Genomic DNA, 14,733 nt, shown 5'->3' with positions numbered 1-14,733 from the left:
GGCAAGGGGCCGCAAAGGAATGCCTGGGACGTGCAAGTCCCGTTCCCGGTCCGCGCCCTGGTTGTGCGATGGCCGGGAGGGCCTCAGAACACCCCCAGGCCCAGTCCCGCGGCCAGCCCCTCGCCAAGCTCGGCGCACCGCGCCAGGTCGGCGGCTTCGATCTGCTTGGGGGCGAGGATGCGCTCCGGCGTCTGGGCATGCGTACAGACGATCAGCCCGGGCGCGACGCGGTTCAGGCGCCAGCCGGTGGCGATGCGCTCGAGCTGGCGCAGCGCATTCTGGCCATCGCTGCCGGCGCAGATCATGGCGGCGTAGGGCCGGCCGTTGATGCGGTCCAGCGCGGGGTAATAGCAGCGGTCGAAGAAGTCCTTCATCATGCCCGCGAGCGCGGCAAGGTTTTCCGGGCTGGCAAACAGGTAGCCGTCGGCGGCCAGCACATCGTCGGGGCCGGCCTCGGCGGCGGTCTTGAGCACGACCGTGACGCCGGGCTGCCGGCGTGCTGCATCCGCGGCGGCGGCGGCCATCTGGCGCGTGCCGCCGGTCATGGTGTGGTAGACGATCAGCAGCGTTTTCATGCGTGCGGGGGGCATGCGCGGCCGGGTGCCGCGTCTCGGGCACTGTATCACGCGGCTGCCGCCGCCCTCAGTCCAGCGTCACGCCCGTATCCGCGGTCAGCTTCAGCACTACCGGCAGGTAGGCCTTGTAGGCCGCCTCGGCCTGCGCCGGCGTGGTGCCCAGCGGTTCCGCGCCCATGTCCACGATGCGCCGCTGCATGTCGGCGCTGGCAATCAGGCTGGCGGTCTCGCGGCCGAGGCGGTCGATGATGTCCGGCGGGGTCTTTGCCGGCGCCATCAGCGTGATGGGACCGGTCAGCCGGAACGGCTCGTCGGCGTAGCCGGCTTCGGTGAAGGTGGGCACGTCCGGCAGCGCCTGTGCGCGCCGCGTGCCGGTGACCGCCAGCGGACGCAGCTTGCCGGTGGCGAAATGCTGCTTGAGCGCGGTCACCGAGCCCACCGTCACGTTGACCTGGCCGGCCAGCAGGTCGGTCACCATCGGCCCTTCGCCGCGGTAGGGCACGTGCAGCATGTCGACCTGGTATTGCCTGGCGAAATAGGTCTGGATGGTATGCGGCTGCGTGCCCGCGCCCCATGAACCCATGCGCAGCTTGCCGGGCGAGGCCTTGGCATAGGCCAGCAGCTCGGCGACGGTCTTGGCCGGCACGCTGCTGTTGACCGCCAGCACGGTGCGCGCGGTGGCAATGTCGGAGACCGGGCGCAGGTCGGTGCGGGGATCGTAGGGCAGCTTCTTGTACAGCGCCAGGTTGGAAGTGATCGGGCCCGGAATGGTCATCAGCAGGGTGTAGCCGTCCGGCGCCGCCTTGGCGACATAGTCGGTGCCGATGATGCCCCCGGCGCCGCCCTTGTTCTCGACCACCACGGTCTTGCCGAGCTGGCGCGACAGGCCGTCGCCGACGGCGCGCGCCAGCGTGTCGGTCAGGCCGCCCGGCGGATAGGCGACGATCAGGTGGATGGGCTTGGCCGGGTAGGCGCCCTGTGCCGGCGCGGCGACGGGTGCGACGGCGAGCGCCGCGACGCCGAGCCAGGGCAGAGTGGCCTGCAGCAGCGTGCCGCGCAGCCACGGCGAAAAACGGGCAACGGTCTTCATGATGGCGAGGTCTCCAGTTGATGCGATGTCACGGTTTGCCTTGCGCGGACGCCGTGCGCCCGTACGCTAGTCCAGCTTGATGCCGCGGGCCTGGATCAGCTTGCCCCACTTGCCGATCTCCTGGTCGATGAAGGCCGAGAACGCGCTGCCGCGCTCGGGATGCGGCTCCAGGCCCAGGCCAAGCAGCTTGCTGCGGGTTTGCGCATCCGCCAGGACGGCCGACGCCTCGCGGTTCAGCCGCTCGGTGACGGCGGGCGGCGTGCCGGCCGGCGCGACCAGCCCGAACCAGCCGTAGCCGACCGTGCCCGGATAGCCCTGTTCGGCGAAGGTGGGCGCATCCGGATAGACCGGCGTGCGCTGTTCCGAGGCCACTGCCAGCACGCGCAGCTTGCCGGCCTTGATGAAGGGCAGCGCCGAGGTAATGGCGGTCAGCGTGGCATCGGCTCGGCCCGCCAGCAGTTCGGTGTAGGCGGTGGCGTCGCCGCGGTAGTGGACGCTCAGCAGCTTGAACTTGCCGACCTGCCCGAACAGCTCGGCGGTCAGGTGCGGACCGGAGCCCGCGCCCGGCGAGGCCACCGTCACGCCGTCCGGCTTTTCCCTGGCCATGCGTACGAAGTCCGCCACCGTGCGCGCCGGCGAATTGGCATTGACGATCAGGAAGATCGGCCCCAGCACGCGCGGTCCCACCGCGACGAAGTGCTTGTGCACATCGTAGCGCTGCGCAATGCCGGCGGCGGTGTTGATGGCAAAGGGCGCGGCCGCCCACAGCAGCGTATAGCCGTCCGGCGCGGCGTGCGCCACGTGCTCCGTGGCCAGGCGCGTGCCGGCGCCGGGCTTGTTCTCGACCACCACCTGCTGGCCGAGCTTGCTGCCCAGCGCGTCGGCGAGGATACGCGCCGAGATATCGTTGGAGCCGCCCGCGCCGTAGGGCGACACCAGCTTGACCGGCCGCGACGGATAGGTTTGCGCCTGCGCCTGGCCGCCCAGGCACAGCACGGCCACGCTGGCCGTCAGCACGGCCCGGGCGAAGACTGCGGTTCGGTTCATGACGCTTCCTTGATGCGGCGGATGGCGGGGTAGCGGAAGGTGCGATCCAGGTGCGCGCTGCCGGGGACGTACAGGCGCAACGCCACGTAGAACGGTTCGGGCGGCGCAGGCAGCCAGTTGCCGGCGTCCGCGGGGTCCGCCGGGCCGCGCGCGCCCAGCACGATGCGCAGGCTGCCATCGGGCGCCGCGCGCAGGCCTGGCGAGCGGTCGCCCAGCGAATAGCGCTGCAGCGGGTTTTCCGCCAGCATGCAGTCCGCCTTGCGATACAGGGTCAGCGACCAGAACGCGCCCACCTGCGGCAAGCCGTGCGCGGGGAACACCAGCTCGTACTGGTGGGTGCCGTCCAGCGGCAGGCCGTCGGCATCGCAATCGGCCATCAGGTACATGGCTTCCTCGATGCCCAGCGCGCCGATGTAGTTGCGCGCCACCTCGGCGCGCAGCGCGTAATGCGAGCCGAACGAGGTGCCGATTTCCACCGGCAGCGACCAGCCGCCGCCCAGCGCGGAAGCCCTGGGCGCGGCCAGTTCTGCATCGACCTGCGCCAGTGCCGCAGCCAGCGCGGTGCGTTGCGCCTGCGTCAGCGGCGTTGCGCTGCCGATGCCGGCGGCGGCGAAGCTGCGCACCAGGTCCGCTTCGGCGGCGGGCGGCGGGTTGTCGGCCAGCATGCGCCCGACGATGGCGGCGTAGCGGTCGGGATCGCCCGGCCGCTCGCCGGCGTGCATGCCGGCGTCGATCACGCTGGCGGCAGCGGTGCCGTCGGGGCGGCGCAGGCGGATGCCGTCCTGCAAGGCATGCGCGCCGGCCAGGTCGGCTTCGCCGTCGGCCAGGATACGGCCGATGATCCAGACCGCATCGGTGGGGCAGGGCAGCGGCGTGGCGCCGGCGGGCACTTCGCCGCGCCAGGCCGGCCCGTGCAGCAGCCAGGTGCCGCCTTGGGTGCCGGTGGTGCGGGTGCCGATGTAGCCGAACGGGTTGGTATAGGCGTCGAGCAGCCCCAGCACGTAGTAGCGGCCGTGACAGTCGGGCACGTCCAGCAGCAGCGGGCCGCGCGACAGGTCGAGCCAGGCGTTGGTGTAAAGCGTGTCGTTGTTCGGCGTGACGACCTGCCGGTGCTGCGGGCCGAGCAGCGCGCGCACGTGCGTGACGGTGTTGATCCAGCGCAGCGTGGAATCGGGGCCGTCCCCGGCAAAGGTGCCGGCGCTGTCGCGGCGCGGACAGGTGGCGGCGCGCATGCGCGCCATTTCGTACAGCGGCAGCGTGTAGCGCACCGCGTCGCGGGCAAGCGCGTCGAGGGCAATGTCATGGGTTGCCATGGGCGGGCTCCTTCAGGCGATGCGCCGCAGCGGCGGGATTACGTAGTCGCCGGCGATGAAGCCGTCGGTGGGGTGGTACAGGCGCAGGATCAGGTAGAACGGGGCGTCCGGCGCCGGCAGCCAGTTGTCCTGTGCCTGCCCGGGGCGCTGGTGCGAGATAGTCAGCGTGAGCCCGCCATCGGCGTCGTATTGCAGCCCCGGGCTGCGGTCGCCCAGCGCATAGCGGCCGATCGCGTTGTCGGTGAAGAAGCGGTCGGCGCCGTAGAGCGAGACCGACCAGAACGCCTGCGCCGGCGGCAGGTGTCCGGCCGGGAAGTGCAGCGTGTAGGTGTGGCGCCCATGCAGCAGCTCGCCGTCGGCATCGTAGTCGGCGGCGGCGTAGACGGCTTCGTCGGCGCGCAGCGCGCCCAGGCCCTTCATCGCGGTCACGGCGCGCTGCATCCAGTCGTCGCCATAGCGGCCCAGCAGCAGGCTGTAGGTCCAGCTCTTGCGCGCATGGCTGCGGGTATTGGCTTCGATCAGCGCCATGCCCTCGCGCCAGGCGCGCACCAGGCCCTGCTGCACCGCGGGCCGCAGTGCGCCCACGTCGACCGGCTCGCCCGCACGGATGCCGCACTTGCGCAGCAGCGACAGCAGGCCCGCCGTGGAAGGCTCGGCCGGATACTCACGCAGCGCGTTGAAGACGTTGGCGAAGAAGTCGAGCGCCGGCTCGCCGCTGTCCTGCCAGTCGCGCACGCAGGCGGGCTGCCGTGCATTGCCGCCGGACAGGCGGAAGCCCTGCTCGAAGGCGCTGGCGGCCGGCAGGTCGTCGGAGCCGGTCACCAGCACGCGACCCAGCAGCCAGACCAGCGAGGTGGGGCAATGCACCACGTGCGCGCCGTCGGCGTGCTGGCCCGGGCCGGCCAGCACGATGTCGGCGCCCGCGGCGGGCACGTTGCGCGGGCCCAGGTTCTCGAAGTTGTTGGTCCAGGCGTCGAGCAGTTCCACCACGTAGTAGCGGCGCGCATCCGGCAGCGCGGGCACGCGCAGCGTGACCGGCCCGTCGGCCAGGTTGACCCAGGCGCAGAAGTAGAGCAGGTCATTGGCCGGGGTGACGATGTCGCGGTCGCGGTGCGTCCACGGCTGGGTGCTGGCCGACAGCGTGTTGACCGGCGCGCGCCCGTAGCCGGTGGCCTGCGCCACCGAGGTCTGCAGCCGGCAGGTGCGCAAACTTTCAAACAGCGGATACGTGGCCAGCACCAGCGGCACAGCCGCCGCGGCGGTCAGTGCTTCCTGCGGGGTGTCGACGGGAGCGCCGGCAAGGAAGGGCGCAGCGGGTTGGTTCATCGGGTGGTCTCCTGGTTTGGTCCGTTCTTGTGGCTGTCGGGGTCCGCCGCATGCAGGGTCACCACGGCATCGGCGGCGACCACGCCGCGCGCGGTGACGATCAGCGGGTTGATTTCGAGTGTGTCCAGCCCCGGCCCCAGCGCCGCCGCGGCCTGCGAGACGCGCACCAGCACCTCGGCCACGGCCTCGGCATCGATCGCGGGATGGCCGCGGTGGCCCGACAGCAGTGCCTCGGCACGGCTCGCGCGCAGCATGGTGCGCGCACGGCCATGGCTCAGCGGTGCCAGGCCGAACGCAGTCTGGCGGAAGATTTCCACCGCGGTGCCGCCGATGCCGGCCAGCGCCACCAGGCCGAACACCGGGTCACGCCGCACGCCTACCATCAGTTCGCCCCAGCCGCGCACCATGCCGGCGACCAGCGCCCCGTCAAAGCGCGCGGAGGTGCCGTGGCTGGCCGCGGCGGCATGCACCTGGGCAAAGGCCGCGCGTGCCGCCCGGGCGTCGGCCACGTTCAGCACCACGCCGCCGACATCGCTCTTGTGCAGGATGTCGGGCGAGCACAGCTTGATCGCAACCGGATAGCCGATGGTTTCGGCGATGCGCACGGCCTCGTCGGCATCGCGCGCCAGGCCGTGCGGCGCGGTGGGGATGCCGCACGCGGCCAGCCACTGCATGGCTTCGAACTCGGACAAGTCGGTGGTGCCGGGCGGGACATTGGGAACGGGCAGGCTGTCCGCGGCGGCCGATACGGAGACGGGCGCCTGTGCCGCCGCAGCTTGCGCCGCGGCACGGGCCAGCACGGCCACGGCCTGCACCGCGTGCGCCGGTTCGCGGAACACCAGCGCGCCGCGCGCTTCGAGCCAGCGGCGCTTGTCGTCATCGGCGAGGCCGCTGAACAGCAATGGCGCCGCGGTGCCGCTGCGGTACAGGGCGTCGACGGTGTCCTGCAGGCCGGGCCAGATCCGCGGCGAGCCTGCGCCGCCGGCCAGGAAGGCCACCACGCTGCCGTAGTCCGGGCTTTGTGCCGCGGCGGCAATGGCGCCCAGCAAGACTTCGGGCTGCGCCACCACCTGGCCGGTGACGTCGATGGGGTTGGCGGTGCTGGCGAACGGAATTGCGCTGCGCAGCGCCGCGGCCGGAGCTTCGGGCATCGGCGGCAGTGGCACGTCCAGCGCCTCGGCCTGGTCGGCCATCATGATGCCGACGCCGCCGGAGACGGTGACCAGCGCGACCGGGGTGACGGCATTGGCCGGCTCCTTCGCCGAAGGCTGCCAGCGCGTCGGCCGGCGCCCGCGCGACAGCACGTAGCCGAGCCGGAAGAATTCCTCCAGCGTATCGGCGCGGAACACGCCGTACTCGTCGAACACCGCCTGGTAGACCGCGTCTTCGCCAGCGAGGCTGGCGGTATGCGATTGCGCGGAGCGCGCCCCGGCTGCGGTGGTGCCGACCTTGGTCACCACCACCGGCTTGCCCGCGGCCCGCGCGGCCGCCAGCGCGCGGCGCAGGCGGGCGCCGTCGCGGCAGCCTTCCAGGTAGGCGAGGATCACGCGCGTGGCCTCGTCGCGGGCCAGCCATTCGATCACGTCGGCCACATGCAGGCCGGCTTCGTTGCCGGTGGTGACCCAGTGGCTCAGGCCCAGTGCGGCCTCGCGCGCCAGCGCGAAGGCATAGGCCCCGAACGCGCCGCTCTGGCTGACCAGTCCGACATCGCCGACCGGCGGCAGCCCGCTGAGCGGGATCGGCGAGAAGGTGGCGAACACGCGCTCGCGCAGGTTCATCGCGCCCAGGCAGTTGGGACCCAGCAGCGTGATGCCATGGGCCTGCGCCAGCGCCGCCAGTTCGGCCTGGAGCGCGGTGCCATCGCCGCCGGTCTCGGCAAAGCCGGAGGTGAAGAACACCGCGGCGCGCGTGCCGTTGCGCGCCAGCTGGCGCATCGCGTCAAGACTGGCACTGACCGGCAGCGCCACGATGGCGAGGTCGGCCGGCGTATCCAGCGCGTCCAGCGTCGGCACCGCCGCCAGCCCCTGCACTTCGCTGGCGCTTGCGTGGACCGGGACGATGCGGCCGGTGTAGCCCAGCTCGCTCAGCAGCCGCACCGGCATGCCGCCTACCTTGTCGGGCTGGGTGGATGCGCCGATCACGGCGATGGTGCGCGGTTGCAGCAATGCGCTCAGGTCTGGCATCGGTGTCTCCGTATGCGTGCGCCGTCACGTAGGGCCCTTGCGGGCGGGCGCCGCTGGTCTTGTCATGGATGATGCCGGCCGATGTTGTCATAACATGTTATGATGAGTCAACGTTGTTATGATAAGTAGATGCCCGCATGGGCCGTCCCCATGAATCCCGCGAATCTCGTGACAACCAGTTCATTGCCCCGCTTCAAGCAGATCGAAGGCGCGCTGCGCCAGCGCATCGTCAACAACGAATGGACGCCGGGCATCAAGCTGCCGTCGGAGGCCGAGCTGATGGCGGAGTTCGGCGTCAGCCGCATCACCGTGCGCCAGTCGCTGGCATCGCTGCTGGCGGAGGGGCTGATCGAGACGGTCCACGGCAAGGGCAGCTTTGTCAGCCGCCCCGCCGGGCAGGCCGACCTGGGACCGCTGACCGGCTTCTACGACTACATGCGCGCCCGTGGCCACGAAGCGCACGGCAAGCTGCTGTCGACGCGGCTGATTACGGCGCCGGCCATCGCCGCCGATGCGCTGCGCATGCCGCCCGGCAGCAAGCTGCTGAGCGTGACCACGCTCAAGTCCGTGGGCGGCACGCCGGTGGCGGTCGGCATGACCATGGCGCCTGAAGCGCTGATGCGCGCGATCCTCGAGCACGACCTGGAAAACAACGACGCGCTGATGATCGTGGAGGCCCGGCTCGGCTATCGCCTCAAGTACCTGCACACGGAAAGCGCGGCGATCCCCGCCACCGCGGAAAGCGCGCGCCGGCTCCAGGTCGCGCCGGGCGAGCCGCTGCTGCGCATCCGCTTCACGCCGCACGACATCGACGACCGGCCGCTGGCGTTTTCGGAATTCATGTTCCGCGGCGACAAGTTCACCTACAAGGCCTGCGTGCGGCGTTAGGGCCGCTGGCTGTGGCGGCAAGGGAACTTTCGCATGCGCGCCGTGGCCTGATCTGCATCGGCGCCGGCGCCAGGTGGTGCGGTTCGGCGCCGCCAGTCGCAGGAGTCCAGGATGTTCTCGCCGCTTTCCCCACGTTTGCTGTCTACCGCGCTTGCGGTAGCGTTGTCCGCGGGCGTGCCGGCCGCGCTGGCCGCGGCCCAGCAGGACGCATCGCGTCCATCGGCCAAGGAGGGCGCGCCCGAGGCCGCCTGCAAGCACGCGGTCAAGGCCGCGCTGCCCAATCCCGGCAGCTTCAAGTGGGTGGCCGCCACCGCGCGCCAGATCGACAAGGACAACTACAGCGTGGTGGCCGATGTCGAATACCTGGCCCAGGACGGCGCCGTGCGCGAGGCCAAGGTCCAGTGCGACGTACGCCGCGCCCAGGGCAACCGCTTCGCCGTGCCCAAGCTGCGGCTGCCGCATTAACCCCAGACTGATCGCCCAAGCCGGCTGTTGCAATTTAATGTGGACACTGTCCATTTGGTTTGCTAGTCTATGTGTACAGCATCCACAAATGCTCGCGGCAATCGCCGCACCCCGGCCGTTACCCACTCACTGGAGACCGAAAATGCAAATCGAAGCACAAAAGGAACACCGCTGGCTGCAACGTCTGGTTGGCAACTGGATGGCGGAGGGCGAAGCCGTCATGGGACCGGACCAGCCGGTGCAGACCTGGCAGACTCCGGAGCGGGTCAGCGCGATCGGCGACGTCTGGGTGCAGTGCGTGGCCGAGGGCGACATGCCCGGCTGCGGCCAGGCCTCGACGGTCATGACGCTGGGCTACGACCCGGCGCGCAAGCACTTTGTCGGCACCTTCATCGGCTCGATGATGACCCACCTGTGGGTGTATGAGGGCGATCTCGACGCGGGCGGCCAGCAGCTGACGCTGCGCGCCGAAGGGCCGGACTGCTCGGGCAACGGCCGCATGGTGCAGTACCGCGACGTGATCACGTTCCGCGACGACAACCACCGCGAACTGACTTCGTACATGCAGGGCGAAAACGGCGAATGGACGCAGATCGTGAAGGCTACCTACCGCCGCCAGTCGTGAGCTTCAGGAACGCTCCCGGCCATCCGCGCCAGCCGCGACAAGCGCGAGCCGGGGCCGGGCGGATCGTCGTGGCGGCCGCCGCGCGACCGCTGCGCATTGCGCCGGCGCCGGCGGCGCAGCAACAGCAACAGCGAGGCGGGCACCAGCAGCACCAGTACCAGCAGCGCAAAGGTGACCAGGCCCGGTTCGCGCGCCGCGGCGGCGACCCGGTCCACCAGCAAGGCACTGACCACGATGCCCGGCAACATCCCCAGCGCAGTGCCGATCAGGCAATCGCGCAGGCTGATGCGCGAGGCCCCCACCACCAGGTTGACCAGCGAGAACGGTGCGATCGGCACCAGCCTCAGCACCACCATGGCGACGATGCCGTGTTTGCCCAGCTGGTGGCTGACGCGGTTCAGCCGCCTGCCGCCGAAGCGGCGCACGGCGTTGCGACCCAGCAGCCGGCCGGCCAGGTAGCCCGCGCCGGTGCTGAGCACCGTGCCGCACAGGGCCAGCACGGCGCCGTAGAGCGGGCCGAACACCACCACGGTGACCAGGATCAGCAGGGTCACCGGCAGCAGTGTTACCGCACCGGCCAGATAGACCCCCATCATGGCCAGCGGGGCCAGCGGCATCTCGTCCACCCGCTCGATTGCCCCCAGCAGGGCTCGGAAGTCCGCCCACTCGCGCAGCGGCGTATAGCGCCACGCAAAGGCCAGCCCCGCCACCAGCAGCGCCAGCACCACCATCACCCCCACGCGCCCGAGCACGCGCGGGCGCGCCTCGTGGCTGACGAACTCGGCCAGCACCTGGTCGCTGTCGATCGGCTCGATCGGGTCCAGCAGGTTGGCGGCCGGTGACGCCGCATCGACATCGTCGGGCAGCGGCGGCACATAGTCTTCCAGTGAGCGCCCGTCGCTGCGCTGCAGGTTGCGGATCGCGCCGAGCACGCTGCGCGTGGCGGCCACCTCGGCCTGGAACGCCTCGGGCGCCACCTCCAGGTGTTCGCCCAGCAGCCGCGCGCGCATGGCGGCGATCGCCGCCTGGATGCGCGGCTCGCCGCCCGAGACCACCACGATATTGCACTCGGTGTCGAGTCCCAGCGAACGATTGCTGAGGTTGGAGGAGCCAATGGTGAGGAAGTCGTCGTCGATCACCGTCACCTTGCTGTGGACGTTGACGCATTCGGGCAGCAGGCCGGGAATCGTCGGGCAGTAAAGGCGAAAGCGATCGAAGCGGTCGGCCGCGCGCAACTGCCGGTACAGGCGTGCGCGCAGCACGCCCATGCTGTGTGCCTCGAGCCAGCCGCTTTCATTGCGGCGCGACACCAGCACGATATCCGGGCCGTCCTCGTGCCCCAGGCGCGCGGCCAGCGCCTTGGCGATCTCGCCCGAGCTGAAGTACTGGTTCTCCATGTAGATGCTGTGCCGGGCCGAGGCGATGGCATCTTGCAGCAGCATGCGGATCTCGCTGACGCCGGGCTCGTCCTCGCATGTGGGCATGGTGCGGGCGATGCCCACGCGCACGTCGGTCAGTTCGGGCGCCAGACTTGGCGGCCACGGATCCGACGAGGTCGGCGCCACCGGCCGCGGCTGGCTGCCGCTGGCGCGCAGCCAGCGTTGCGCGCACAGCTTGCCCAGCGCCGCGGCGGCGCTGCCGTCGACCACGCACTGCACGTCATGGAAGGGCGCGTAGGGCCGGCCTTCGGCCATGCGCAGGGGCGCGCCGGGCGCGTGCTGGTTGTCGTCCCAGCGGCGCAACGTCAGGTCCAGCCCGCCGACGAAGGCGACCTTGTTGTCGAGCACCACCACTTTCTGGTGGTGCGAAGCGCCGGGAGGATGATTGCCGTCCAGCAGGAACGACAGATGCCGGTGCGCCTGCCAGTGCGCGCTGGCCGAGGGCAGCCATTCGCGCTCCATCGCCATCACCATGGCGTAGTCCCAGCTCAGGATGTAGATGCGCAGGTTGGGGCGGCGGTCGGCCAACGCGCACAGGAAGTCGCGCAGCCCGGGCGGCAGGCCATCCTGCGCGCCGGCCGGGACCAGTTCCATGCGACTGTCGATGTCCCAGCCCAGGATGAAGATGGTGTGCTCGGCCAGCGGCAGCGCCTCGCGCAGTGCGCGGAAATAGGCGTCGGCGTCGACCAGCATGGCAAAGCGCCGGCAAGCTTCGACGCGCCAGCAGTTGCGCCCGGGTTTGAGCTGGAAGCCGGGCGGCGAGGCGGGATCATGCGGTGGCGGCGACGCCGGGGGCGCTGGGGACGCCGTGGTGCCGGGCGGATTGTATTGCCTCATTGCGTACGCTCAGGGGAAGCGAAAGCCATAGCCTGAAGCGTCGCGCAAGTTCCGTACCCTGCGCAGGCGCCCGCTGCTGCCGCGCCGGGCCCGGCTTTTGCGTGTGCGCCTTACATGCCTTTGTAAGAACGGCACGCGCGAGCCGGCGTGCCGGAGGGCGTGGAGCGAGTCAGGAAGCGTGTCCGCGCCGCATCGTGGCGGGCCGGGCGATGCCCCAGACGTCCAGCAGCGGCTCGAAGTGCGGGGTGTTGTCGCGCGGCGCGGGCGTGACGCGCCTTGGCGGCGGCAACGGCCGGCCGGTCAGCACCAGCGGAGTTTCGGCCTCGGGCGGCAGCTCGGGCTCGCCCTCGTAGGCCACGACGCCCATCTGGCGGGCGGATTTGAGCGCGCGGGTCAGTTCGGCGGCGCTCAGGCGGCTGGCGGTGGCGAGCCGGTGCCGGGGCATGGGCCCATTGGCACGCAGGCTGGAAATCAACGCCATCACGCATTCCCGGGTGGTTCGATTCATGTCGCTGCGTCAGAAAAATGGTGCGGCAGCGAACCCGCCGATCGGGTTCCTTGCCTGCGGATAACCATTCTTCAGCAGGGGTCATGGTCTTGCCAACCCGATATGACACTTGTTCACATTCCTGCAAGAGAAGGCAACGAAATCACCATGGTGCGTCAGTGCCGTGTTTTCGGGTCGCCGGTGGGAAAGCTGGGCGGCGCGCCGTCATGCCGGGCCAGCATGGAGCCATGCCGGCGCCACTTGCGGGCGTGGCGATCCTGGATGTCTTCGGCAAGATCGTGCAATTCCGCCACCCTGGCGTCGAGCGGGTCGGGGTAAATGTCCAGCGGACGGTATCGGAGAAGAAAACGCATGACGGGTCTCGGTGGTCCTGGTCGTCGGCCTGTGGCCTGACTCCAGTATTGGCGGTGAACCCGAGGTTTTCAGCAGAAGATGCGCGTCACTTTGATGCGACTCAATGCATCTCGCGCAATGAACTGTTGCGGCCCGCTGTGTCAGCGGGCATGCGAGGCAATGATGGCGAGGCAGCCGGCGCCGCGGCGGGCGGGCCGGCCGAGACGGCGCTAGCGGCCGAGGCGGGCATTGCCGCGGGCATCGCGGCAGTAGATCTTGCGTTCACGCACCAGGCCGTCGCGGCCATGGATGCACAGCGGCACGCCGTCCTCGCGGGCACGCATCCAGCCGGCGGCAATGGCGGCTTCCTGCGTCGGGAAGTGCAGTGCCGCGTCGTCGGGGCCGCTTTCCAGGCCCTCGATGGTAAGCGCCCATTGCTCCTCGCTGGCGTATTCGGAGTCGCCGGTCGAGGCGGGAAGCACGTGGATGCTGCGTGACGTCATGGTGTTCTCCGTGATGGCTGGCAGTGACATTGGGGTTTTAAAGGATCCCGCGGCCGCGGGCTATCGGTCGCAGTCCTACAAGCATTTTCGGGACCAGCCGGCACGCCGGGCGCGGCACCGCCGTAGTGCGGCATGCCGTATGACATGTCGCGCGTTCTGCTGACATCGCGGTAGGACGAATGCCGACTTTTCGTACCGCCACGGATTGCTACGATCCAATTGCCGGTTGGGCAACAGGCTGCCCGGTCAAGCCATTCCGAGCTCTTCCATCCTGGCGGCGCATGCCGCATCCACACGAAGCAAGGAGATCATCATGAGAAAGCTATACGCACTGTTTGCCCTCGCTGGCATGCTGCTGGTCACGGGTTGCAACACCATGGCCGGTGCCGGCAAGGATATCGAGCGCGGCGGCGAGAAGGTGCAGGGCGCGGCGGAAAGCACCAAGCAGAAGATGTAAGACACTGACGGCCACACGGTGGCAGTCGACGGCCCGTGCCTCCAGGCGCGGGCCGTTTTCATTTACGGGTGGTTCATGCGTGCGCCGCTTCGGTGCAATTGCGCCGCCAGCTGGCCGGCGGCAGCCCGAACTCGCGCTTGAAGGCGCGGCTGAAGGCGGCCTCGGAGTCATAGCCGACCGCGCCGGCGACCTCGCTGATGGAGCGGTTGCCGGTGCGCAGCTCGGCCGCGGCGGTGCGCAGGCGCCAGTGCGCGAGGTACTGCATCGGCGGCTGCCCCAGCAGGTCGGTGAAGCGCTGCGCCAAAGCCGAGCGCGACAGCCCCACGTTTCCGGCCAGTTCGTCGACGGTCCACGGATAGGCCGGCCGCGCATGCATGCGCGACAGCGCACGCGCCACGTAGCGGTCGCGCAGCGCGGCGAGCCAGCCGCTTTCATTGGCCGGCAGGGTGTCGATGCAGCGTCGCACCGCCTGCACGAAGAGCAGTTCCGACAGCTTGGCCAGCACGGTGGCGCTGCCGGCGCGCGGTTCCGCCGCCTCCGAGGTGGCGAAGGCCAGCGCCGAGGCCAGCCACGCGGATTCCAGCCCGCTGCCCAGCCCCACCTTGAACAGCCGCGGCAGCGACGTCAGCAGCGGATTGCCCATGGTGTCGTCGAAACCGAGGAAGCCGCAGACCATGCGCGTGTGTTCGCCGCCGCCGCCGTACGAGACCCGCATGACTTCGCCCGGGCTGTTGCGCAACAGGTCATACACCAGAGGCGCCGATGGCAAGGGCTGCAGATGGAGGTCGCTGCCGAGCACATGCGGCTCGCCCTGCGGCACCACCAGCAGCTCGCCGGCTTCCACGCGCACCCCGGGGCCGGTGTCGTCGACCAGGCGCGCCCAGCAGACGCCTTCCGTGATCAGGTGGTACGAGACCACGCGGTCGGCGCGCGGCAGGAACGCGGCGCGCAACTCAGCATCGGCTTCACTGATCAGGCACCACGGTGATTTGAATTCGCCGTTCAGGAACACGGCACCGCTCAGCTGCACGGCGCGCAAGAGGTCGGACAAGGCATCCATGGCCACATTCCTCCAGATCCGGGGTTTCGCGCAAGAAAGCCGGACGCCCGATCATACGGGCGAGGGGACCGGGCTCCGATACTA

General features: G+C 70.1%; 15 protein-coding genes. 4 read left to right on the top strand and 11 right to left on the bottom strand.

Annotated features, from left to right (window positions below; genetic code table 11):
• Positions 1–83: 83 nt before the first annotated feature.
• The 6 genes from GA0116996_RS10820 to GA0116996_RS10795 form a co-directional block, all read right to left on the bottom strand.
• On the bottom strand, positions 84–575 hold the full coding sequence (locus GA0116996_RS10820) for a flavodoxin family protein (protein ID WP_092310579.1): 492 nt from the start codon (positions 573–575) through the stop codon (positions 84–86).
• Positions 576–642: 67 nt separating this feature from the next.
• On the bottom strand, positions 643–1,665 hold the full coding sequence (locus GA0116996_RS10815; protein WP_092310576.1) for a Bug family tripartite tricarboxylate transporter substrate binding protein: 1,023 nt from the start codon (positions 1,663–1,665) through the stop codon (positions 643–645).
• A gap of 66 nt (positions 1,666–1,731) precedes the next feature.
• Positions 1,732–2,712 (bottom strand): Bug family tripartite tricarboxylate transporter substrate binding protein, encoded by a 981-nt coding sequence (locus tag GA0116996_RS10810; RefSeq protein WP_092310573.1) that lies wholly within the window; start codon positions 2,710–2,712, stop codon positions 1,732–1,734.
• Positions 2,709–4,025, bottom strand: coding sequence for a DUF1254 domain-containing protein (locus GA0116996_RS10805; protein WP_092310570.1), 1,317 nt, complete (start codon positions 4,023–4,025; stop codon positions 2,709–2,711). Before GA0116996_RS10805 ends, GA0116996_RS10810 begins: the two co-directional genes overlap by 4 nt.
• Before the next feature lie 12 nt (positions 4,026–4,037).
• Positions 4,038–5,351 (bottom strand): DUF1254 domain-containing protein, encoded by a 1,314-nt coding sequence (locus GA0116996_RS10800; protein WP_092310567.1) that lies wholly within the window; start codon positions 5,349–5,351, stop codon positions 4,038–4,040.
• Complete coding sequence (locus GA0116996_RS10795; RefSeq protein WP_092310564.1) at positions 5,348–7,534, bottom strand: acetate--CoA ligase family protein; 2,187 nt, start codon at positions 7,532–7,534, stop codon at positions 5,348–5,350. Before GA0116996_RS10795 ends, GA0116996_RS10800 begins: the two co-directional genes overlap by 4 nt.
• A 150-nt stretch (positions 7,535–7,684) precedes the next feature.
• Here GA0116996_RS10795 and GA0116996_RS10790 point away from each other — a divergent pair, with 150 nt between their 5' ends.
• The 3 genes from GA0116996_RS10790 (at position 7,685) to GA0116996_RS10780 (ending at position 9,512) form a co-directional block, all read left to right on the top strand.
• Positions 7,685–8,422, top strand: coding sequence for a GntR family transcriptional regulator (locus GA0116996_RS10790; RefSeq protein ID WP_092310561.1), 738 nt, complete (start codon positions 7,685–7,687; stop codon positions 8,420–8,422).
• Positions 8,423–8,533: 111 nt separating this feature from the next.
• Complete coding sequence (locus GA0116996_RS10785; RefSeq protein WP_092310558.1) at positions 8,534–8,887, top strand: DUF2880 domain-containing protein; 354 nt, start codon at positions 8,534–8,536, stop codon at positions 8,885–8,887.
• 142 nt (positions 8,888–9,029) lie between these two features.
• Positions 9,030–9,512, top strand: coding sequence for a DUF1579 domain-containing protein (locus GA0116996_RS10780; protein WP_092310555.1), 483 nt, complete (start codon positions 9,030–9,032; stop codon positions 9,510–9,512).
• Here the strand turns inward: GA0116996_RS10780 and GA0116996_RS10775 are convergent.
• The 4 genes from GA0116996_RS10775 to GA0116996_RS10760 all read right to left on the bottom strand — a co-directional run bounded on the left by GA0116996_RS10775 (position 9,494) and on the right by GA0116996_RS10760 (position 13,132).
• Positions 9,494–11,788, bottom strand: coding sequence for a VTT domain-containing protein (locus tag GA0116996_RS10775; RefSeq protein WP_092310553.1), 2,295 nt, complete (start codon positions 11,786–11,788; stop codon positions 9,494–9,496). The two genes, GA0116996_RS10780 and GA0116996_RS10775, sit on opposite strands and share 19 nt — an antisense overlap.
• Before the next feature lie 169 nt (positions 11,789–11,957).
• Positions 11,958–12,296 (bottom strand): hypothetical protein, encoded by a 339-nt coding sequence (locus GA0116996_RS10770; protein ID WP_373456671.1) that lies wholly within the window; start codon positions 12,294–12,296, stop codon positions 11,958–11,960.
• Between the two features lie 155 nt (positions 12,297–12,451).
• Complete coding sequence (locus GA0116996_RS10765; protein WP_092310547.1) at positions 12,452–12,649, bottom strand: hypothetical protein; 198 nt, start codon at positions 12,647–12,649, stop codon at positions 12,452–12,454.
• Between the two features lie 210 nt (positions 12,650–12,859).
• Entirely contained in the window at positions 12,860–13,132 is a 273-nt protein-coding gene (locus GA0116996_RS10760; RefSeq protein WP_092310544.1) for a DUF2188 domain-containing protein, read from the bottom strand.
• Positions 13,133–13,445: 313 nt separating this feature from the next.
• Here GA0116996_RS10760 and GA0116996_RS10755 point away from each other — a divergent pair, with 313 nt between their 5' ends.
• Positions 13,446–13,589, top strand: coding sequence for an entericidin A/B family lipoprotein (locus tag GA0116996_RS10755; protein ID WP_012355598.1), 144 nt, complete (start codon positions 13,446–13,448; stop codon positions 13,587–13,589).
• A 73-nt stretch (positions 13,590–13,662) separates the two neighbouring features.
• Here GA0116996_RS10755 and GA0116996_RS10750 read toward each other — a convergent pair whose 3' ends face one another.
• Positions 13,663–14,649, bottom strand: coding sequence for an AraC family transcriptional regulator (locus GA0116996_RS10750; protein ID WP_092310541.1), 987 nt, complete (start codon positions 14,647–14,649; stop codon positions 13,663–13,665).
• Between the last annotated feature and the right edge of the window lie 84 nt (positions 14,650–14,733).

Origin of the sequence: Cupriavidus alkaliphilus (assembly GCF_900094595.1) — a bacterium.
GTDB classification, from domain to species: Bacteria; Pseudomonadota; Gammaproteobacteria; order Burkholderiales; family Burkholderiaceae; genus Cupriavidus; species Cupriavidus alkaliphilus.
The sequence above is the reverse complement of the archived record's forward strand: the minus strand, read 5'-3'. Positions and strand labels throughout refer to the sequence as shown.